The sequence below is a fragment of the Streptococcus sp. VTCC 12905 genome (assembly GCF_049893385.1).
In the GTDB taxonomy this organism is placed as follows: domain Bacteria; phylum Bacillota; class Bacilli; order Lactobacillales; family Streptococcaceae; genus Streptococcus; species Streptococcus suis_AA.
Window position 1 is genome coordinate 1 of the sequence record NZ_JBMVJC010000024.1, and the last position, 21,593, is coordinate 21,593.

Annotated in this window: 16 protein-coding genes and 3 pseudogenes; 17 read left to right on the top strand and 2 right to left on the bottom strand. The window is 42.4% G+C overall.

Annotated features, from left to right (window positions below):
- Positions 1 to 109: 109 nt before the first annotated feature.
- The 8 genes and pseudogenes from mutM (at position 110) to ACPC58_RS08525 (ending at position 7,083) form a co-directional block, all read left to right on the top strand.
- Positions 110 to 937, top strand: a complete 828-nt coding sequence (gene mutM / locus ACPC58_RS08490) for a DNA-formamidopyrimidine glycosylase (RefSeq protein WP_434065781.1) — start codon at positions 110 to 112, stop codon at positions 935 to 937.
- Positions 930 to 1,532 carry a dephospho-CoA kinase gene (coaE, locus tag ACPC58_RS08495; protein ID WP_434065782.1) on the top strand — a complete coding sequence of 201 codons (603 nt, stop codon included), beginning with the start codon at positions 930 to 932 and terminating at the stop codon, positions 1,530 to 1,532. Before mutM ends, coaE begins: the two co-directional genes overlap by 8 nt.
- On the top strand, positions 1,519 to 2,724 hold the full coding sequence (locus ACPC58_RS08500; RefSeq protein ID WP_434065783.1) for a multidrug efflux MFS transporter: 1,206 nt from the start codon (positions 1,519 to 1,521) through the stop codon (positions 2,722 to 2,724). Before coaE ends, ACPC58_RS08500 begins: the two co-directional genes overlap by 14 nt.
- A complete protein-coding gene (gene rpmG, locus ACPC58_RS08505) occupies positions 2,724 to 2,873 on the top strand; it encodes a 50S ribosomal protein L33 (RefSeq protein ID WP_012775228.1) in 150 nt (49 codons plus the stop codon). The genes ACPC58_RS08500 and rpmG overlap by 1 nt, the downstream gene beginning before the upstream one ends.
- A gap of 46 nt (positions 2,874 to 2,919) precedes the next feature.
- Positions 2,920 to 3,153, top strand: coding sequence for a preprotein translocase subunit SecG (gene secG, locus ACPC58_RS08510; RefSeq protein WP_434065784.1), 234 nt, complete (start codon positions 2,920 to 2,922; stop codon positions 3,151 to 3,153).
- Positions 3,154 to 3,418: 265 nt separating this feature from the next.
- Positions 3,419 to 5,773, top strand: a complete 2,355-nt coding sequence (gene rnr / locus ACPC58_RS08515) for a ribonuclease R (protein ID WP_434065785.1) — start codon at positions 3,419 to 3,421, stop codon at positions 5,771 to 5,773.
- 18 nt (positions 5,774 to 5,791) lie between these two features.
- On the top strand, positions 5,792 to 6,259 hold the full coding sequence (gene smpB / locus ACPC58_RS08520) for an SsrA-binding protein SmpB (RefSeq protein WP_434065786.1): 468 nt from the start codon (positions 5,792 to 5,794) through the stop codon (positions 6,257 to 6,259).
- 373 nt (positions 6,260 to 6,632) lie between these two features.
- Positions 6,633 to 7,083 (top strand): annotated as a pseudogene (locus ACPC58_RS08525) (type II toxin-antitoxin system HicB family antitoxin).
- A 158-nt stretch (positions 7,084 to 7,241) separates the two neighbouring features.
- On the opposite strand, the pseudogene ACPC58_RS08530 reads toward ACPC58_RS08525, so the two are convergent.
- Positions 7,242 to 7,442: pseudogene (locus ACPC58_RS08530) on the bottom strand (Zn-dependent alcohol dehydrogenase); the annotation flags it as partial.
- 59 nt (positions 7,443 to 7,501) lie between these two features.
- Here ACPC58_RS08530 and ACPC58_RS08535 point away from each other — a divergent pair.
- Together ACPC58_RS08535 and ACPC58_RS08540 are read left to right on the top strand one after the other, a co-directional pair.
- Positions 7,502 to 8,185, top strand: coding sequence for a hypothetical protein (locus ACPC58_RS08535; protein ID WP_014637650.1), 684 nt, complete (start codon positions 7,502 to 7,504; stop codon positions 8,183 to 8,185).
- A 1-nt stretch (position 8,186) separates the two neighbouring features.
- Entirely contained in the window at positions 8,187 to 9,044 is an 858-nt protein-coding gene (locus ACPC58_RS08540) for an ABC transporter ATP-binding protein (RefSeq protein WP_434065787.1), read from the top strand.
- 119 nt (positions 9,045 to 9,163) lie between these two features.
- On the opposite strand, the gene ACPC58_RS08545 is transcribed toward ACPC58_RS08540, so the two are convergent.
- Complete coding sequence (locus ACPC58_RS08545) at positions 9,164 to 10,207, bottom strand: zinc-binding dehydrogenase (protein WP_312248416.1); 1,044 nt, start codon at positions 10,205 to 10,207, stop codon at positions 9,164 to 9,166.
- Between the two features lie 252 nt (positions 10,208 to 10,459).
- On the opposite strand from ACPC58_RS08545, the gene tehB reads away from it, so the two are divergent.
- The 7 genes and pseudogenes from tehB to ACPC58_RS08580 all read left to right on the top strand — a co-directional run bounded on the left by tehB (position 10,460) and on the right by ACPC58_RS08580 (position 21,592).
- Entirely contained in the window at positions 10,460 to 11,317 is an 858-nt protein-coding gene (gene tehB, locus ACPC58_RS08550) for an SAM-dependent methyltransferase TehB (RefSeq protein WP_434065788.1), read from the top strand.
- Between the two features lie 94 nt (positions 11,318 to 11,411).
- Positions 11,412 to 13,874 carry a heavy metal translocating P-type ATPase gene (locus ACPC58_RS08555; protein ID WP_434065789.1) on the top strand — a complete coding sequence of 821 codons (2,463 nt, stop codon included), beginning with the start codon at positions 11,412 to 11,414 and terminating at the stop codon, positions 13,872 to 13,874.
- Positions 13,875 to 14,111: 237 nt separating this feature from the next.
- Entirely contained in the window at positions 14,112 to 14,606 is a 495-nt protein-coding gene (tpx, locus tag ACPC58_RS08560; RefSeq protein WP_217374048.1) for a thiol peroxidase, read from the top strand.
- A gap of 453 nt (positions 14,607 to 15,059) precedes the next feature.
- A complete protein-coding gene (locus ACPC58_RS08565) occupies positions 15,060 to 15,761 on the top strand; it encodes an ABC transporter ATP-binding protein (RefSeq protein WP_434065790.1) in 702 nt (233 codons plus the stop codon).
- Positions 15,762 to 15,769: 8 nt separating this feature from the next.
- On the top strand, positions 15,770 to 19,135 hold the full coding sequence (locus ACPC58_RS08570) for an FtsX-like permease family protein (RefSeq protein ID WP_434065791.1): 3,366 nt from the start codon (positions 15,770 to 15,772) through the stop codon (positions 19,133 to 19,135).
- A gap of 268 nt (positions 19,136 to 19,403) precedes the next feature.
- Positions 19,404 to 20,870 carry an LCP family protein gene (locus ACPC58_RS08575; protein WP_434065792.1) on the top strand — a complete coding sequence of 489 codons (1,467 nt, stop codon included), beginning with the start codon at positions 19,404 to 19,406 and terminating at the stop codon, positions 20,868 to 20,870.
- Positions 20,871 to 20,902: 32 nt separating this feature from the next.
- Positions 20,903 to 21,592, top strand: a pseudogene (locus ACPC58_RS08580) (YveK family protein).
- Position 21,593: the final 1 nt, after the last annotated feature.

Below are 21,593 nucleotides of genomic sequence, written 5' to 3' on the forward strand. Positions count from 1 at the left end.
GAACCCGCCTACGACTCTTTGAAAAAAGACAACCGTGACCTAGATGCCGAAGCACTGTCGGTCAGGTTTCTATTTTTCTTTGAGTCGCTTAACGGCTTAGTATCTTAGAATGCCCGAGTTACCTGAGGTGGAGACGGTTCGTCGTGGTTTGAATCGGTTGGTTAAGGGGAAGGTCATCACCAAGGTGAAGGTGACCTATGCTCCGATGGTTAAGACTGGTGTAGACGTATTCTGTCAGGATTTAATTGGTCAAGAAATAGAGCATGTGGATCGTCGTGGAAAGTATCTGTTAATCTATCTGACGGACTTTGTGTTGATTTCTCATTTGCGTATGGAAGGAAAATACAACTATTTTTCAGAAAATATTCCGAAAAATAAGCATTTTCATGCCTTTTTTACATTTTCAGATGGGTCGACGCTGGTTTATCAAGATGTCCGCAAGTTTGGGACCATGGAATTGCTTGGGAGAGCGGATGTTGAGGCCTATTTTCTCAATCGCAATTTTGGTCCTGAACCGACAGAGGAAGATTTTGACTTGGAGGTATTCAAGACCAAACTGGCACGTTCCAAAAAACCTATTAAAGCCCATCTCTTGGATCAGTCTTTAGTGGCTGGTTTGGGCAATATCTATGTAGACGAGGTTTTGTTTAGAGCTAAGATTCATCCAGCTCAAGCTAGTTGTCGACTTACGGAGAAACAGGCAGAAGACCTGCGTCAAGCTGTAATTTCAGTGTTGCAATTAGGGATTGAAAAAGGTGGATCTACGATTCGGACATACAAGAATGCCTTGGGGATGGATGGAACCATGCAAGAATATTTACAAGTTTATGGAAAGACAGGACAGGCTTGTCCTCGCTGCCAGACAGAGATTGTGAAAATCCAGTTAGGCGGTCGTGGGACACATTTCTGTCCCACGTGTCAGGTGAACAATGACTAAGGTAATTGGATTAACAGGTGGAATTGCGTCAGGAAAATCAACTATAACGGCTTTCCTACGCCGACAGGGGTATCCGGTCATTGATGCGGATCAAGTGGTGCATGAATTGCAAGCAAAGGGTGGTAAACTCTATCAGGTTCTTGTCGCAGAGTTTGGTAACTCAATTCTAACGGCAGAAGGGGATTTGGATCGGAAAAAATTAGGTCAAGCAGTTTTTGAGAATGCTGGACTAAGAGCACGTTTGTCTCTTTTGCAGGACAAGATTATCAGGGAGGAATTGCTGGCTAGAAGGGATGCTCTTAAGCAGACTGAGGATGTAATTTTCATGGATATCCCTTTGCTGTACGAGGCGGATTATAGCGGGGAAGTGGATGAAGTCTGGCTTGTTTATGTCGATAAGGCGCAGCAGTTGGAACGGCTAATCAAGCGCAATGGTTTTTCTGTTCAAGATGCTGAAAATCGACTGAATGCGCAGCTTTCTTTAGAAGAAAAACGAGCGAAGGCTCAGGTATTAATTGATAATAGTGGTGCGGTCGAGGAGACGTTTGCAAGGGTCGCACTACTTTTGGAGGATTTGCAGGATGGACGACAGTAGTAGTTATTGGAAACAGAATTTGAAGGTGGCTTGGTTGGGGAATTTCCTGACGGGAACGAGTTTTACCTTGGTCATGCCGTTTATATCAGTGTTCGTGGAAGAATTGGGTGTAGGGCCTGGTTTGGTGGAATACTATGCGGGGCTTGCTGTGTCAACGAATGCTCTTGCAGCGGCCTTGATGGCACCGATTTGGGGGAGTTTGGCTGACCGCTATGGGCGCAAGCCTATGATGGTTCGGGCGGCTTTTGCTATGATCTTTACCATGGGTGGAATGGCTTTTGTTCCCAATGTTTTCTGGCTTCTTGTTTTACGAGTGTTAAATGGTGTCTTTACGGGTTATATCCCAAATGCGACAGCGCTAATTGCTAGTCAAGTTCCAAAAGATAAGACAGGTTATGCTCTAGGAACGTTATCAACTGGTGCTGTAGCCGGAAATTTGATTGGTCCGACTCTAGGTGGTGTCTTAGCTGAAATGTTTGGAGTCCATACTGTATTCTTGTTGGTTGGTCTTCTTTATGCTATAGTAGTAATATTGACTGTGTTCTATATCCGAGAGGATTTTGTACCAATTAAGAAGAGCGATGTCTTACCTGTCAAAGAAGTTTTTGCTCAGGTAAAAGACCGAAAAATATTAGCGGGACTCTTCGTGACCTCTATGGTTATCATTGCTGCGGCACAAGCAGTCGTTCCTATTTTGACTCTTTACGTTCGTCATTTGGGACAAACCGATAATTTACTCTTTGTGGCTGGTTTTATCATTTCTCTTCCTGGAATGGCATCTTTGGCGACATCGGGTTACCTTGGTAAGTTGGGTGACCGAATCGGCAATCATCGTCTCTTGTTAATGGCTCTTACCTATAGTCTATTGATTAATGTTTTCTGTGTTTTTGCGGAAAATCCATTTCAATTAGGTTTGCTACGATTTTTGTATGGTTTTGGAACTGGGGCGCTCTTGCCATCTGTCAATTCATTACTGACCAAGTTGACCCCAAAAGAAGGTATATCAAGAATTTTTGCTTATAATCAACTTTTTAATAATTTGGGTTCTGTAGTTGGTCCGATGATGGGGTCGGCAGTCGCAGCCCAAATGGGTTATGATTGGGTATTTTACCTATCCAGTGGATTGGTCCTCTTTAACCTAATCTGGTCTTTGACCAACTTTAGAAATTACTTGAAAGTAAGGGATATTTAGTGAGAGTTAAAATCAATTTACAATGTTCAGAGTGTGGTAGTAAAAACTATCTGACCAGTAAAAATGCCAAGACCCATCCTGATAAGATTGAGGTCCTAAAATACTGCCCAAAAGAGAGAAAAGTTACACTCCATCTTGAAACCAAATAAATTTTATGCTATAATTAATGGAGTTATTGTAGAAAGAGAAAAAAATATGTATCAAGCATTATTAACCATTCTGTTGATTTTATCTGTTATTATTATAGCCGTGATTCTTATCCAACCAGCAAAAAACCAATCAAGTAACGTTTTTGATGCTTCAAGTGGAGCCCTCTTTGAGCGTGCAAAGGCGCGTGGTTTTGAAGCCGTTATGCAGCGTATTACAGCCCTCCTTATCTTTTTGTGGTTGTTAGATGCTGTCGCGCTAGTAATCATTTCTAGTAAGTAGATAGACAGACTGGGACTTGTTCTTAGTCTATTTTTTTGGGAGTGGGCCAGAACTCGACAAATGTAAAGGAGTTCCCCCTCACTTAAGGATTGATTGGTTCGGGCTTCTATGGTCACTTTCTTATTTTTAGGTGACCAGCTGAAACAAGTTCACTGAACTGTTTCACTCCATCGGATTGTTGGAGCAATCAACCACTGCGTCTTAATGATGACGCAAACTAAGAGAAATAGTGTTAGGTTTTTATCCAGCACTTTGGTAAGTATAAATGAAAAACGAAATTATTAACTATATTAAAGAAGTTGGGCCTGTTACCATGGAGCAATTAGCGGATCAGTTTGGAGCTGGTTCTGCTAAGAGCTTTTCCGATTTGGTCAAGCTGGTTTCTTCTATGGAAGGTCAGCGGAAACTGGTTTTCGACCAAGATGGAAGAATTGCTCTTCCAGCGCCCAAGGTTACTAGAAATAGAGTAACCTTGCAGGGCATTTTCCATGCCCACAAGTCTGGTTTTGGATTTGTGACCATTGATGAGGAGGAAGATGATCTCTTTGTCAGTCGTGACAATGTTAACTTTGCTATTGAGGGTGACAGAGTTGAGATTGCAATTAAAAAGGTTGCAGATCGTCTCAAGGGAACTGCCGCAGAAGCGGAAGTCATTGATATTTTAGAACATAGCCTGAAAACTGCGGTGGGCTTGATTGTTTTTGATGAAGACAGACCCGAGTATTCAGGCTACATCAAGTCTAAAAACCAGAAAATCGCTCAGAAGATTTACATCAAGAAGTCACCTTTGGTATTGACCGGAACGGAAATCCTCAAAGTCGACATTGAAGCCTATCCAAATAAGAAACGGGACTATTTTGTTGCGACCATTCGGGATGTGGTGGGGCATAAGGATGATGTAGGGATCGATGTCTTGGAAGTTTTGGAATCCATGGATATCGTGTCGGAATTCCCTGATGAAGTCTTGGCGGAGGCTGATCGAGTGCCAGAAAGTCCGTCTGAGAAGGACTTTGAAGGCCGTTTGGATCTGCGGGATGAAATCATCTTCACCATTGACGGTGCGGATGCCAAGGACTTGGACGATGCTATCCATATCAAGCAACTCAAGAACGGCAATCTGGAACTGGGTGTCCATATCGCTGATGTCAGCTATTATGTGACGGAAGGCTCAGCCTTGGATCAAGAGGCCATCAAGCGTGGGACTTCTGTCTATGTGACCGACCGTGTGGTGCCAATGTTGCCAGAACGTTTGTCAAATGGTATTTGTTCCCTTAATCCAAATGTGGATCGCCTGACCCAGTCGGCTATTATGGAAATTGACCGTAAGGGCAAGGTGGTTAAGCACTGGATTGGCCAGACAGTTATTAAAACCACCTTCCGCATGACCTATTCTGATGTCAATGACATGATTGCGGGAAATCAGGAAAAGCTTGCTACATACAAGGCAATCGTGCCAAGTGTTGAGCTCATGGTCAAACTCCATGAGACGCTGGAAGCCATGCGCTACAAGCGTGGGGCTCTGAACTTTGATACATCTGAAGCCAAAATCATCGTCAACAAGGATGGTCTGCCAGTAGATATTCAACTGCGTCAACGGGGTATTGCTGAGCGGATGATTGAGTCCTTCATGTTGGCGGCCAATGAGTGCGTTGCTGAGCATTTTGCCAAGCTTGACCTTCCTTTCATCTATCGGATCCACGAGGAGCCTAAGTCAGACAAGTTACAGAAGTTCATCGACTATGCGACAAGCTTTGGCTTGAAGGTTTACGGTACGGCTAGCTCTATCAGCCAGGATGCCCTTCAAGATCTTATGGAGCGGGTCAAGGATGAACCCTATGCGGATGTCCTCAACATGATGTTGCTGCGTTCCATGCAGCAGGCGCGCTACTCAGAGCACAACCACGGCCACTACGGACTGGGTGCGGAGTTTTACACCCACTTCACCAGTCCTATCCGCCGCTATCCCGACCTGCTGGTTCACCGTATGGTGCGGGAATATGGTCACAATCCTGCGGAAAAAGCAGAGCATTTTGAGCAGGTTATTCCTGAGCTTGCCAAGTCTTCGTCCAGTTTAGAACGCCGTGCCATCGATGCAGAGCGGGAAGTCGAAGCCATGAAGAAGGCAGAGTTCATGCAAGAATTTGTCGGGCAAGAGTTTGATGGTATCGTGTCTAGCGTGGTCAAGTTTGGTCTCTTTGTTGAGTTGCCAAATACAGTTGAAGGACTGATCCATGTTACCAACCTCAACGAGTACTACCAGTTCCACGAGCGGACTCTAACCTTGCAGGGTGAGAAATCTGGTCGTGTCTTCCGTGTCGGTCAGCCAATCCGAATTAAGCTAACGCGGGCGGATAAGATGACAGGGGAAATCGATTTTGCCCACGTGCCGTCCGAGCTGGATCTTGTCGAGAAGAATCTAAAGGCGAAACGGAAAACAATGAGTCATTCAAACCGCGATCGTGATGATCGGTCAGGGCGAGGACGGGGCAAAAACCGTAAAAAGGAAGCTGTTGGTCGCGACAGCGGACGTCACAAGTCTGGAAAAGACAGCAAATCAAAGTCTGGAGCAACTGACAAGAAAAAGAAACCATTTTATAAAGAAGTGGCGAAAAAAGGTTAAGAAGAAAAGGAGATAGGTATGGCTAAGGGTGAGGGCAATGTGATTGCGCAGAATAAAAAAGCCCGTCACGACTATACCATTGTGGATACAGTGGAGGCGGGGATTGTCCTTACGGGGACAGAGATTAAGTCCATTCGTGCGGGGCGGATCAACCTTAAAGATGGTTTTGCCCAAATAAAGAATGGTGAAGCTTGGTTGGTTAATGTTCATATCGCTCCCTATGATGAGGGCAATATCTGGAACCAGGAGCCAACACGAACTCGCAAGCTTCTCCTGCGAAAGAAGCAGATTGCAGATTTGGAGAATGAACTCAAGGGAACTGGGATGACCCTTGTTCCTCTCAAGGTCTATATCAAGGACGGCTTTGCCAAGGTCTTGATTGGGCTTGCTAAAGGGAAGCATGACTACGACAAGCGGGAGTCCATCAAACGCCGTGAGCAAGACCGTGATATTAAACGGACCATGAAGGCGATTAATAATCGATAAGAACTGGGAGAAATCCTGGTTTTTTTTTGAGAATGAACCCTCATACTCTTCGAAAATCAAAATTAGACGTTGTTGACTTGATTTGATGAGTGTCAAGCTCCAGTAGAACTTGACAGCCAGTTCCCTTGAAATATAAAAGGAATAGAGTTCTATCTGCATCAGAGCGAAGCGAACTACGTTCCCCTATTTCCAACCTCCAAAGGTTCCCCTAATCTTTGGAGCAAGTCTGATTTTGATTTTCATTGAGTATCAGAACTAGAGTTTAGAGGTTATTTTCATTGAGGATCAGTTGCAAATTTCAGACGAATTCTGATTCTTTATGGTTGAACACGTGTAATACGTGTTATATGATAGATCTATCAGGAGGTAAACTATGCTTGTCACTTATCCAGCTTTATTTTATTTTGATGATACAGACGGAGCTAACGCCCCCTTACTTTGTAGCTTTCCCTGATTTTGAGCATTCAGCAACTCAAGGAGCAGATATAGCGGACGCTATGGCAATGGCCATCGATTGGTTAGGCATGAACTTAGCTGATTATATCGAGAATGGACGAGACATTCCTACCCCGTCTTCTATAAACACTTTGTCATTAGTAGATAATAACCCTTTCCGTGATGAGGATTTTGAGATGGTTTACGATTCTAGCAAGTCTTTTATCTCAATGGTGATGGTGGACGTTGCAAAGTATTTGGGTAGTCAAGAGCCAGTAAAGAAAACACTTACTATCCCACGCTGGTCAGACATTCTAGGACGTGAACTAGGATTGAATTTCTCACAGACCCTCACGGATGCAATTGCAGATAAAAAAATTCATGCTTAACACTTGATTCTGTTATTGCAAATGCTGAAACTGGAACTTTCAACTCCCATTGAGTATTAGTAGTTCTAATGAGAGGGATGGTTCCGTTTTTATCTTTCTACAAATTATACGAAAACCCCCAAAGTTTATGTAAACTTCAGGGGTTTTGTTCTTTTTTCTTACTCCACCGTTACCATTGCTTTAATGGTTTTGCGGTTTGCCATATCTTTGTAGGCTTGATCGATATTGTCTAGGCTGTATGTCTGAGTAAAGACACGGCCTGGGTTAATGTCGCCTTTGAGAACTGCATTGAGCAGGATTTCTTTGTCATAGGTTGTGACGGAAGCAGATCCACCGCCGATGATGATATTTTGAAAAAAGTTGAGAGTTGTTCGTTTTTTTGATAAAATGGACTGTATTACATGAAGGGAGAATAAATTTGGCCTCACTATTTTTATTTTACATGAAGCGAGACTTAAAATCCTTTAAAACAGCGATTGTCTCAGCAGTCTATTTTTTCATCACTTATCTTTTCATTAGATACGGAGATAGTGTTGGAAGAATCTTTGATAATTCCGATGGAATAGCAATTTTGAAAGTGATGTATGCCGTTTTTGCTTTTGTCGGCTTTCTATTCGGTGCATCCCTGTTCTCTAATATTATTTCTCAAGGGATATCATCAAGGGATTTTAGATTTATTTTGCCTTATCAATCTCGGCGGGCACTCTATTTTTCAAAGTTTTTAATGTCCTTTGTGTTTTTCCTTTTACAAATTTTGATTTCAACCATAGTTGTACTTGTGTTTCGAAAAGATGCAGTTTTTTCTTTCCAACAGTTTTGTAATATTAGTATTTTTTACTTTTATATGCTTTCGATTATCACCTTGATATCTACTATTAGTAAAAATGATCGAACAGCTATGCTAGTGAACATCATTATTAGTATTATTTACCCTACAATTTTTGTGTTTTCTAACTTTGTCAATCATGATTTTTTGGAACTGTTGTTGTGGATCACTCCCTATCATTATATTGAAAAAACATGGGAAGTTCTATTTTTAATGCTCTTGTCAGTTGTTTTTTTAGGTATAGGGGTTTCAGTTTTTGAGAAGAAGGAGATATAAGATGATTGAAGTAAAGGACATTTCCAAATCATTTAAGGAAAACATGGTTTTGGACAGCATAACTATGACTGCATCAGATGGAGAAATCACATCTATCATTGGTAGTAATGGTGCGGGGAAATCCACTTTAATAGCAATCATAATGGGTTATTATTTTTCAGATGGAGGAACAGTTCAGTCTGGAAATGTCTCTGTGATGCCAGATGCAAACGCTATGTTTGAGGATGTTACAGGTCTTGAATTTTTAAACTTTATTTCAGACTTGAAAAACGTTCCTAGGGAAGAAGCTGTAAAATATGCTGAAATACTAGGAATCAAAGATGATTTACAAAAGAAGATTCAAGGCTATTCATTTGGAATGAGAAAGAAGATTAGCTTCATACAAGCTGCTATCGGAAATTTCCAAAACTATATTTTTGATGAGCCAACATCAGGAGTAGATGGTCCATCTGCTCAAAAGATGTTAGAGATTATTCTGACATTGAAAAAAAATGGTGCGGCAATCTTATTAACATCGCACAATTTAGAAGAATTAGAGAGAGTTTCTGATTATATTTATGTATTGGAAGATGGCAAGATTACAAGAGAAGGAACTGTTATAGACATTACTTCTAGAACGTGTTTGACAGAGAAAGATTCTTGGATAGAGTATATCCTTAAGGTTAGAAACATTGATCTTTTACAATCGAAGTTGACAGAGTATTTTCCAGAGCAAATTGATTCAGAAACTCTTTTGATTAAACTTTCAAAAGACGATACGATTTATTCTGTTTTTCAAACATTACAAGAAGTATCAGAGTACATTGACGAGTTTTACCTCTATAGAAGGTCATTGAGAGATATTATATATGGGCAATGAGACCAAACGTTCGAAGGCTATCAATAATCGCTAAGACTGGGAGAAATCCTGGTTTTTTTTGTTGTCGGAATACAAATACCCCAGACAGTTTCGAGACTATCTGGGGCTTATTATTTTTCTTACTCCACTGTTACCATTGCTTTAATGGTTTTGCGGTTTGCCATATCTTTGTAGGCTTGGTCGATATTGTCTAGGCTGTAAGTCTGAGTAAAGACACGGCCTGGGTTGATGTCGCCTTTGAGAACTGCATCGAGCAGGATTTCTTTGTCATAGGTTGTGACGGAAGCAGAACCACCGCCGATGATGATATTTTGAGCAAAGGTTGAGCCGAGCGCGTGGTTATTGTAATGAGGAACGCCAACGAAACCAACACGGCCACCATTATGTAGGACACCGAGGGCTTGTTCGATGGAGGCTTCTGTACCGACACATTCAAGAGCAGCATCAGCGCCACCGCCAAGAAATTCACGAACTTTAGCAATACCTTCTTCACCACGTTCTGCTACAATGGCAGTAGCACCTGATTCAAGAGCCATTTGCTGGCGGTCAGCATGGCGGCTCATCATGATAATCTGAGAAGCCCCACGCATTTTTGCAGCAATTACAGCACATTGACCAACTGCACCATCACCGATGACAACAACCTTGTCACCAGGTTTGACATCTGCAACACGCGCAGCATGGTAGCCAGTTGGCATCACGTCAGCCAAACTAAGAAGAGATTTGATCATACCTTCAGAATAATCACTCGGTTGGCCTGGGATTTTTACAAGAGCCCAGTTGCCATAGTGGAAACGGATATATTGTGATTGGTAATTGTTGCCCCAGTTCGTATAGCCAGGGTGGTTGTCACAAGTTCCGTCAAAGCCAGCACGACAGGCATCGCAATGCCCACACCCATGTGTAAATGGAACAATAACAAAATCACCAGGTACAAAGGTAGTGATATCTTCGCCAACCTCTTCTACAATACCAATGGCTTCATGCCCAGTATTGGTATCACCATGATCGTGATGAATATGTTCCCCATAGTTCCAGAGGTCTGAACCACAGACACAGGCGCGAACAACCTTGATAATGACATCATCTTTCGCTTGAATGCTTGGTTTCTCGACATCTGTAACTGTCATTTTACCAGCTTTTTCATAAATAGCAGTCTTCATATTGAATACCTTGTTCTACTTGTCTTAATAGTAGAACTCCTTCCTTGTTAATTAATAGCCAACCCAATGGGTTTTCTATTGAACCATTCTAGTATACACCTTGGAGTTGACTCCAAGTCAAGGGGAAAATTGCATTTGTTATCACTTGACTTTATGATACACTATCATTAACATAATAATTGATTTGTATAATCAATTGTCCAGTCACTGAATCTTACTTTAAAAACCATCCACTAGAGAAAAGGAGATAGGATGAAACAGTTAGTTCCCTATAAACGAATGCCAATTTGGAATCAGGAAACTGTTCCTCATTATTTTTTAACCAAGCATAATACCAAGATGGGTACCTGGGCGAAGATCAAGGTCTTAAAAGGCCAACTCAAGTTTGAAGCTCTATCGGATGAGGGTCAGATTTTGGCTACATGGATCTACAGTCCAACCGATGACATTCCCTTTGTGGAACCGCAGGCCTGGCATCGTGTGACCCTATTGACAGAGGAAACGGAGTTTTTCTTGGAATTTTTCTGTCAGCCAGAAGACTATTTTGCTAAAAAGTATGACTATACGCGAACCCATTCGGAGGTCTTAGAGGCTTTGAAGATAATTGAGCCTTGTAAGGTCTTAGATTTAGGCTGTGGGCATGGTCGAAATAGTCTCTACTTGGCTCAGCAGGGGTTTGAGGTAACAGCTGTAGATAAAGATGTACCGAGTATTCGGACACTCTTGCAGGTCAAGGAAGTGGAAGATCTGGAGCTTCAAGCTGGAATATATGACATCAATTCAGCCAGTCTGGAGCAGGACTATGACTGGATTATCTCAACAGTCGTCTTTATGTTCTTAGAGCGAAATCGGGTATCGGACATTATCCACAATATGCAGGAGAGAACACGCACAGGAGGTTATAACTTGATTGTAGCGGCCATGGATACAGAAGATGCGCCATGTCCTATGAATTTCTCCTTTACTTTTGGAGCAGGTGAGTTGAAAGAATACTACCGTGACTGGGAACTGGTCAAGTACAATGAAGATTTTGGTCAACTCCATAAGCGGGATGAAAATGGCAATTTCCTTAAGATGCGGTTTGCGACCATTTTAGCACGAAAGAAATAGGGATGATCTCTATTTTTTTAATCAAAATCGTTTACAAATGTAATCAAAAAGTGTATAATATGATTACAAACGTAGTCAAAAGGAGAGCAGTATTATGAAAAAATCCATCTATAATGTCAATGGGATGACTTGCGCAACCTGTGCATTAACTGTTGAAAAGGCTATTGGAAAAGTAGCAGGAGTTTCCAAGGCTACAGTCAATCTTGCGACTGAAAAAGTAACTGTTGAATATGATGAGCAGGAAGTTGGAATGAAAGACTTGCAGATGGCTGTAGAAAAAGCTGGATATGCATTGGAAAATCCTTACCAGAGCCAAACGCTTGCTATTGAAGGAATGACTTGCGCAACCTGTGCCCTTACAGTGGAAAAAGCCTTGAATAAGCTAGATGGAATACAAAACGCCAGTGTGAATCTAGCAACGGAAAAAGCAACCATTCAGTATGATCCAGCCCATCTGAGCTTATCAGAAATCGAGACAGCTGTTGAAAAAGCAGGTTATAAAGCGGTGCTGCCAAAAACACAAGAGTTAGAAGCTCAACCGAGCGGAAAAGAACAACATAAAAATGATTTGTGGCGCAGATTTATCTGGTCTAGTGTCTTTACGCTTCCATTGCTGTACATCGCTATGGGTCCAATGTTACCAGGTGGTGGATTACCCTTGCCAGCTATCTTACACCAGCCACTAGTTTTTGCCCTAGTTCAGCTCATTCTTGTATTACCAGTCGTATATGTTGGTCGTGCATTTTATCAAAGAGGCTTTAGAACACTCCTAGCAGGACATCCCAATATGGATAGTTTGATAGCCGTCGGGACAAGTGCAGCCCTGGTTCAAGGGATCATTATGACGATTTTGATTGCTACCAATCAAGTGGATACCCAACATGGACATCCTGAGCTCTATTTTGAAACGGCAGCTGTTATTTTAACCCTTATCACTCTTGGAAAATACATGGAGGCATTGTCAAAAGGGCGTACTTCAGAAGCCATCAGTAAACTGATGAACCTCGCCCCTAAAACTGCACGCGTTCTCCGTGAAGGTCAAGAAGTGACCCTGCCCTTAGACCAAGTCAAAGTAGGAGATGTCCTTCAAGTCCGCCCTGGTGAACAGATTCCAGTTGATGGGAAAATAGTAGAAGGCCAATCGACTGTTGATGAATCCATGCTGACAGGGGAAAGTTTGCCTGTTAAAAAAACCATCGGAGATACAGTCGTTGGTGCGACTCTCAATCAACATGGTGCTTTCCAAATGGAAGCGACAAAAGTTGGAGCAGATACCACATTGTCCCAAATTATTCGCTTGGTGGAAGAAGCACAGGGTTCAAAAGCTCCGATTGCGCAGTTGGCTGACCGCGTCTCAGCAGTCTTTGTTCCAATTGTAATGGGATTGGCCGTCCTTTCTGGCCTTGCTTGGTACTTCTTGGGACAAGAGTCCTGGATGTTCTCCCTTTCGATTACAATTTCTGTCCTCGTTATAGCCTGTCCATGTGCACTGGGACTTGCGACACCAACTGCTATCATGGTTGGAACAGGTAAGGGGGCTGAAAACGGCGTTCTCTTTAAGTCCGGACAAGCGATAGAAGTCCTTGAAAAAATTGATACCATCGTCTTTGATAAGACTGGAACCATTACTGAAGGGAAACCTGTCGTAACAGACATTCAGGTTTTTGGAAATTTCACAAATGAACAAGCCCTTCAACTAGCAGCAAGCAGTGAGCAATACTCCGAGCATCCATTGGCTCAAGCCCTCTTACGTTCAGCAGAAGAGGAATCAATTCCCTTACTTGCCAGCAAAGATTTCCAAGCACTTTCAGGCCGAGGCTTATCTGTAACAATAGCAGAGCAACACATTTTACTCGGAAATGCCAAATTAATGACAGAATCTGCTATTGAGATTGACCAGGCAGTAGCCGTTGCGGAAAAATTTGCCTCCGAAGCCAAAACACCTGTTTATATGGCAGCAGATGGGGAACTAGTTGCCGTGATTGCCATTGCGGACCAAGTAAAACCCTCTAGTCAGGCCGCTATCCAGGCTTTGCACCAAATGGGATTGGAAGTTGTTATGCTGACAGGGGACAATGCCAAAACAGCTCAAGCCATTGCAGACCAAGTCGGTATTGACAGAGTGATTAGTCAAGTTCTGCCAGAGGATAAGGCAGAACAGGTCAAACGCATCCAAGAATCAGGAAAACAAGTTGCCATGGTTGGTGATGGCATTAACGACGCCCCTGCCCTGGCACAAGCAGAGGTTGGTATTGCTATCGGAACAGGAACAGATGTAGCGATTGAGTCTGCTGACCTCGTATTGATGCATGGAGATCTATTAGATGTACCAAGAGCAGTTCGACTCAGTCAATTAACGATTCGAAATATTAAGGAAAACCTATTCTGGGCGTTTGCCTATAACGTCATAGGAATTCCTGTTGCAATGGGTGTCCTTCACCTATTTGGTGGCCCCTTGCTCAATCCTATGTTGGCAGGAGCAGCCATGGCTCTCAGCTCAGTGTCAGTCGTCTTGAATGCTCTGCGATTGAAAAACACCCGAATTGATAGCCTCTAATGGATTGACGGTAATGATGTTATACATATGAAAATACCCCGCAGATGATTTTTTCCTCTGTGGGGTGTTTGATTTAGGATGTGTTTGATTTAGGATGTGTTTTATAAGGGATTTGTTGGGATTTAAATTCCGTTACGAATCCTCAGTTCTTTCTATGCTTATAATATTCCCAAACAAATTAGTGGCTAAAAATTACTTAAACGCCTACAATGATAACAAAAGGAATGGAGAAAGCATATGACAACATTTATTGGACAAACTGTAACTTTGATTGGCCCCCGTTTGACAGTAGGGGATAAAGCGCCTAATTTTGTGTTGATGGATAATGATTTACAGGTAAAACTTCTTTCAGACTTCGGTCAGAAAATAAAGGTGATTAGTGTCGTTCCATCGTTGGATACAGGTGTCTGTGATACACAAACTCGCCGGTTCAACCAAGAGTTGGCACTCAATGAAGATACAGCTGTCATCACTGTTTCAGTGGATCTACCATTTGCTCAAAAACGCTGGTGTGGGGCAGCAGGCCTAGAAAATGCTGTGACCTTATCGGATTATTATGACCATGCATTTGGAAAAGCCTATGGGGTGTTGATGGAGGAATGGCATTTGCTTGCAAGAGCTGTATTTGTCCTAGATAGTGACAATACCATTCTGTATGTTGAGTACGTGGACAATGTCAATACACACCCTGATTATGAATCCGTCATCGAAGTGGTGAAGGAATTGGGGTAAATGTTCAAACCAAGAAAAACGCTTGTTTTGTGACCGTACCCACTAAAGGAATAACTGTTTGACATGACAAAATAATCTCAATGTGCTACACTAAATGTGCTTGCTCAAGGCACTCAGGCTCATTTCCTTGTAGCTTTTGTTTTGCCACATACGGAAAGGCCACTACTTAAACAGTTCTGCACTGAAACGGATTAAGTAGTGGCTTCATTTTTTGACAAAAAGATAGCTACTCGTTATAATGATGACGATTTTATGAAATAGCGAAGCGACCAAGCGATCGTGGCGTGCCTATGACCAATTTCACTACGACCAAGTAAAACCCAAACTACTCCTTCACGGAAATACGAGACTGGGTTGGTTGTCCTATCTTGTAATCGTTACTAAAGTCACAACCCTTGGAAATCGAAGGGTTGTCTTTTTTATGCTATAATCATAGGTAGAAAGAGGTGTCATATGACCTATATCCAAGTGAAAAATGAAGGCAAATTTTACCCTATGGGTGAAGCGCTGATTATGGCAAATAAAGATGTGACCTTTGATATAGAAAAGGGAGAATTAGTAATTATTTTAGGTTCGTCAGGAGCTGGTAAATCTACCTTGCTCAATATCTTAGGTGGAATGGATCAGGCAGACGAGGGAGAGGTCTTCATTGATGGTGTAGACATTGCAAAATTATCAAGCCATGAATTGACCAATTATCGGAGAGATGATGTGGGCTTTGTTTTCCAATTTTATAACCTAGTAGCCAATTTAACTGCCAAGGAAAATGTAGAATTGGCTGCGGAGATTGTGAAAAATGCTCTTGATGCTGAAGAGGTCTTGGAAAGGGTTGGTTTAGGAGATCGGAAGAACAATTTCCCTGCTCAATTGTCAGGAGGGGAGCAGCAACGTGTGGCCATTGCGCGTGCCGTGGCAAAGAAGCCCAAATTACTGCTCTGTGATGAGCCAACAGGAGCCCTGGATTATCAGACAGGAAAACAGGTCTTGCAAATCCTTCAAGATATGTCTCGAAAAGAAGGCGCAACAGTCATCATTGTGACGCACAATGCTGCACTCGCTCCAATTGCAGATCGAGTGATTCGTATGCGGGATGCACGAATTCATTCAATTGAAACAAACCCGAGACCACAGGACATTAGCAGTCTAGAATATTAGGAGAGACTATGAAAAAGACCATCTATTGGAAGGACATTCGACAATCCATGTTGTCCTCCAAAGGGCGATTTTTATCTATTTTTAGCTTGATGATGTTGGGCTCGCTGGCACTGACAGGATTGAAGGTGACTGCTCCAAACATGGAGCGGACTGCTCAGGCCTACATAGAAGCCACTCGAACCATGGATTTGGCTGTAATGTCCGAACTTGGCATCACCCAAGACGATGTGAAAGAGCTCCAAACGATTGACAATGCAACAGTTGAGCCAGGGTATTTCAAGGATGTAGTCCTGCAAGAAGACCATCAGGCTGTTCGAGTGTTTTCAAAACCAGAAGAGTTATCCCAGTACACCTTAGTAGAGGGAAATTTTCCAACCGCTGAAAATCAGATAGCCTTATCTCCCTCACTTCAAGCAAGCTATCAGATTGGAGATACTTTTAGTATCAAAGAACCTGATAAAAATGGTACTGTGCTAAAAGAAACAGCGTTCACAGTTGTAGGTTTTGTAGCTTCTTCTGAGATTTGGGACAATGTCACCATGGGAATGGCTAGTAGTGGTACAGGACAGCTGACAGGCTACGGGGTCGTATTACCATCTGTCTTCCAATCAAATGTCTATATGATTGCACGGATTTCCTATGATGATTTGGCAAAGCTTTCCTATGCCAGTCAAGCCTATACTGAAAAGCTGGAGGACCATAAAAAGCAACTGGAATCGCTTGTCGCTGATAATGATGAAGAGCGTCTTGCAAGCATTCAAGCAGATGGACAAGAGGGAATTTCAAAGGGAGAGCAAGAAATTGCCAAAGCCCAACAGGAATTAGCAGATGCCGAGAAGGATATCCAAGAAGGCAATGCCCAGCTGGCAACAGGTCGGGAAAAATTTGCGCGTGGAAGGGCTAAAATCATACAGTCTGAATCCGAGCTGAGATTAGCATATGCAACTTTACTTGACACAAAATCTCGCTTGGAGGCCAGCAAACAGCAATTGGATGAATCCAAGAAAAAATTAGATCAAACTAAATCCTTCTTGGATGCGAGCGCAGCTCAACTCTCACAATCCGCTCAGCAATTGGAAACAGCCCAACAAGAATTAGACAAACAAAATGCCAAATTAAATGATCTAGGCGCCACCATTTCCTCTGGTAGAAATGCATGGTTTCAAGAGCAAAATGACCTAAATACCCAAGTAGAAAGCCAAGTGCAGGAAGGTGAGAGTTTATCCGACTATCCTGAATTGCTGGCGCGCCAAGAAGCCCTAGATGCTGAAAAGGCACGTTTGGATCAATTGGAAACCGAATTTGAACAAGCTCATGCAGGCTATCAAGCTGGCTTTGACTTGTTACAATCGAAAAAAACCGAATATCAAGCAGGACAAAAGCAATATGAAGCGTGGAATGTAGAATACCAATCAGGCCTAGCACAGTATAATGCTGGGTTGACGGAATACGAAAATGGCTACGCTGCCTATCAAAAAGGTGTTGCTAATTATGAATGGGGTGTCCAACAATTGCAATCCTCCAGCCTGACCCTCAACCAAGAGGAACTCAGACTCAATCAGGCGGACGAAGCACTAAGCAAGGCAAGTCAAGAATTCTCCACTCAAAAAGCACAAGCTGAAAAAGAAATTACAGCAGCTCAGAGCGAAATTGAAGACGCTAAGACAGAGTTGAGTAAAATTGAAAAATCCAGTTATCAAGTCTACACACGCTCGACCTTGCCGGGCAGTGATGGCTATGTAACCTATCAAAATGCCTCCAAATCCATCGCAGCAGTTGGAAATGTCTTCCCTGTCGTCTTATATCTGGTTGCTGCCTTAGTGACCTTTACCACAATGGCACGTTTTGTAGATGAAGAACGCACCCAGTCTGGATTGTTTAAAGCCTTAGGCTACACCAATAAACAAATCATGGCTAAGTTTGTTTTGTACGGACTAAGCGCTGGGCTTGCAGGGGCAATCGTTGGCATCATCTTGGGAAACACAGTCCTATCTCCACTCATCTCTTCTATTATTACTGAGACAACGTTTATCGGCGCATCCACCCTATATTTCTACCCACTGTGGACCAGTCTAGCCATCGGCTTAACGCTCTTATCCGCGGTACTGCCTGCCTATCTGGTCGCGCAACGCGAACTCTTTGAAAAGCCAGCCAGTCTCCTCTTACCCAAACCACCAGTATCAGGCTCAAAAATCCTTCTTGAGCGCTGGCGCTTTGTCTGGTCTCGCCTCAGTTTCACCCATAAGGTGACAGCTCGCAACATCTTCCGCTACAAACTGCGGATGCTGATGACCATCTTTGGCGTGGCGGGGACAGTTGCACTCCTATTTGGCGGCTTGGGCATCCGTTCCTCTATCTCTGGTGTCGTCGACCGACAGTTTGGCGACCTGATCCATTATGATATGTTGGTGGTGGAAAATAGCAAAGCTTCTGAGGAAGAACTAGATGGACTGTCTGATTTTCTACAGTCTGACCAAGTTCGTCAATCCTTACCTGTGGCATTTGAACAAATAACAGAAAAAATCACCTCAAATGACCAAGAAAAAACAGCATCCATCAGCCTCTATATCACGGATAGACCAGATATGGGACATTTGATAGAGCTTGAAACCAGTAAAGGAAGAGAACTCACTCTAACAGGACGAGGCGTGATTCTGACTGAAAAACTCGCACAATTATATGATGTTGCCCTTGGTGATAAGCTTAAGTTGACCCTTAATGACAAAGAAGTTGAAGTTCGAGTAGATGGTATTGCTGACATGTATGCTGGACACTTTATTTTTATGAGGGATGAATACTATCAGGAGGTGACGGGTAGCAGAAAATTAGCAAACGCCTACCTAGTCCAACTCAAAAAAGATAGTGCCCAACATGTACAAGAAGTATCCAGCCAATTATTGGATATGACTGCTGTCAAAAGTCTAGTACAGAATACCTCTCACATGGCCATGCTAACGACAATGGCAGCCTCTCTTCAGAGCGTCATGACCATTTTGGTGGTACTGTCCATCTTACTCGGACTGGTGATTCTCTACAATTTGACCATTATCAATATGTCAGAACGTATCCGAGAATTATCCACCATTCGCGTACTTGGATTTCATAATAAAGAAGTAACCCTCTACATTTATCGTGAAACCATAGTTTTGTCTACTATCGGGATTGTGGCTGGACTAATTGGTGGCTTCTATCTCCACCGACTCTTGCTCTATATGATTGGCTCTGATAGCATCCGCTTCAATCCAGAAGTAGGAGCAGAAGTCTATCTCATACCTATCTTAGCGATTGTGGGCATTCTAGCCTTCCTTGGTTGGTATGTCAACCACCAGTTGAGAAAGGTTGATATGCTAGAAGCACTGAAATCTATTGATTAATGATAAACAGACAAGTACCTTTCCATTGGCCTCAAATGGTGGGTGCTTGTTTTTTTTTAATATGTCGATTTCCTGTCATTTTTAACAGAAATACGCAAACGTTTTAAGAGGCTAGTTGTTCTCGTTCGGGAAAATATAAATGTTGACGCTTTTATTACCAAAAAAACTTTATTTCACTTGAATAATTGGCCAAATTAGTGTACCATTATTCTAATAGACTTTTTATTATCGTATTAAGTTGAATTGAGCTGGTGAATTTAGGAGTACTATGGAATCGAGAAGAACTAAGAGAAATAAGAGAAATAATAAAAAATCAGTTTTGACCCTATTAAATTGGGGTCTTTTTGTAGTGTACAGCGTTTCCGCTGTTTTTTTAGCCTACAGTATTTATCGGTACCAGATTTTTAACTTTCGTAACCTCAATCACTTTTTAGTAGGGGCAATGGCTGTACTAGGAGTGGTTGGGGTTTTCCTGCTTCTTAGGAAAAAGGCAAAAAAATGGACAACCGTCCTCCTTATTATTGGTATCGCCCTTTCTGGATTTGGTATCTGGGGAGTACAAAGCTTGGTACAATTGGGCTCTACAGTCAATAAAAACGCTAGTTACTCTAGCTATGATATGGAAATCATTGTACCAGCAGACAGCACGATTAGCGATGTGAGCCAAGTAACGAGCTTGCTTGCTCCCGTTGACAATGACGGAGACAATATTACCAAGCTTTTAGATAGCTTACAGTCAGAAAAAAACGTTACCTTGACACCGACTCCAACAGCTTCTTATATGGATGCTTATCAAGCCATGCTGGCTGGTCAAGGAGATGCAATGGTCTTGAACAGTGTCTTCTTAGAAATGCTTCGTGCAGAAGATCCAGAGGTTGATTCGAAAATCAAGGTCTTGTACTCTATGACCAATGAAATTAAAAACGAATCTTCAAGTACAAATCAAGAAACGGGTAATGCCATCAATATCTACATCAGCGGTATTGATACTTTTGGATCAATTTCATCCGTATCTCGATCTGACGTCAATATCATTATGACCATCAATCGGGATACCAAAAAGATATTGCTGACAACAACACCTCGGGATGCCTATGTTACCATTCCAGGAGCTGGTCAAAACCAAAAAGATAAGCTTACGCACGCAGGGATCTATGGTGTCGATACTTCCGTCCAAACCTTGGAACAACTCTATGGTATTGACATTCATTACTATGCCCGACTCAACTTTACTTCCTTCATCAAGCTTATCGATGTTGTGGGTGGGGTTGATGTAGAAAATACACAAGAATTTACAAGTTTGCATGGAGATTATTATTTCCCAGTAGGACAGGTACATTTAGACTCCGATCAAGCTTTGGGCTTTGTTCGAGAACGGTACTCACTTGCCAATGGGGATAATGACCGGGGTAAGAACCAAGAAAAGGTGATTGCAGCCTTGATTAACAAGCTGACCCAGCCTGAAAATCTGCTTCATTATCAGGAAATTATGCAATCACTTTCTGACTCTATCCAGACTGATATGCAGTTGGAAACCATGATGGAGTTGGTCAACCAACAGCTAGAAACTGGTGGAAACTTTACTGTAACTTCACAAGCCGTAAGTGGAACAGGAAGTACAGGAGTTCTTCCATCCTACGCCATGCCTGGATATGCCCTCTACATGATGGAGCTCGATCCAGATAGCCTGGAACAAGCAAAAGCAGCAATCAATGCGACCTTAGCGGGTCAATAAAACGATAGAAATGGAATAATTTTGGAGCAATGATGAATAACCAAGAAGCAAATACAATTGAAATTGATGTCTTATCACTATTGAGAACGATTTGGAGAAAGAAATTCCTGATTCTCTTAACAGCTATATTGACAACTGGTCTAGCATTTGCCTACAGTGCCTTTTTAGCGACTCCTTAGTATGATTCAACCACACGTCTCTATGTAGTCAATCAAAGTAGTGATAACGGAGCTGGTATCACCAACCAAGACTTACAAGCAGGTAGTTTCTTGGTAAAAGACTATAAGGAAATTATCCTATCTCAAGATGTTTTGAAAAATGTGACAACAACCCTAGGAATTACGGATGATATTGAAGAGAAAATTACAGTGGAAATCCCTGTTGATACACGTATTTTGTCTATCACCGTTCGTGACAGTGATCCGAATCAAGCAGCAACCATCGCTAATACGCTTCGTGATGAGGCAGCTAAAAAGATTATTGAGGTGACCAAGGTAAGTGATGTGACTACTTTGGAAGCAGCCCTGCCAGCAGAAAACCCATCGACACCGCAAACGAAACGTAACCTTGTCTTAGGCTTTGTTGCAGGTGCCTTCCTTGCAACTGCCTTGGCGCTTGTCCTCGAAGTGTTGGATGATCGTGTGAAACGACCACAAGATATCGAAGAAGGCTTAGGGATGACCTTGCTGGGTATCGTACCAAAAGCTGAGAAATTGAAATAGG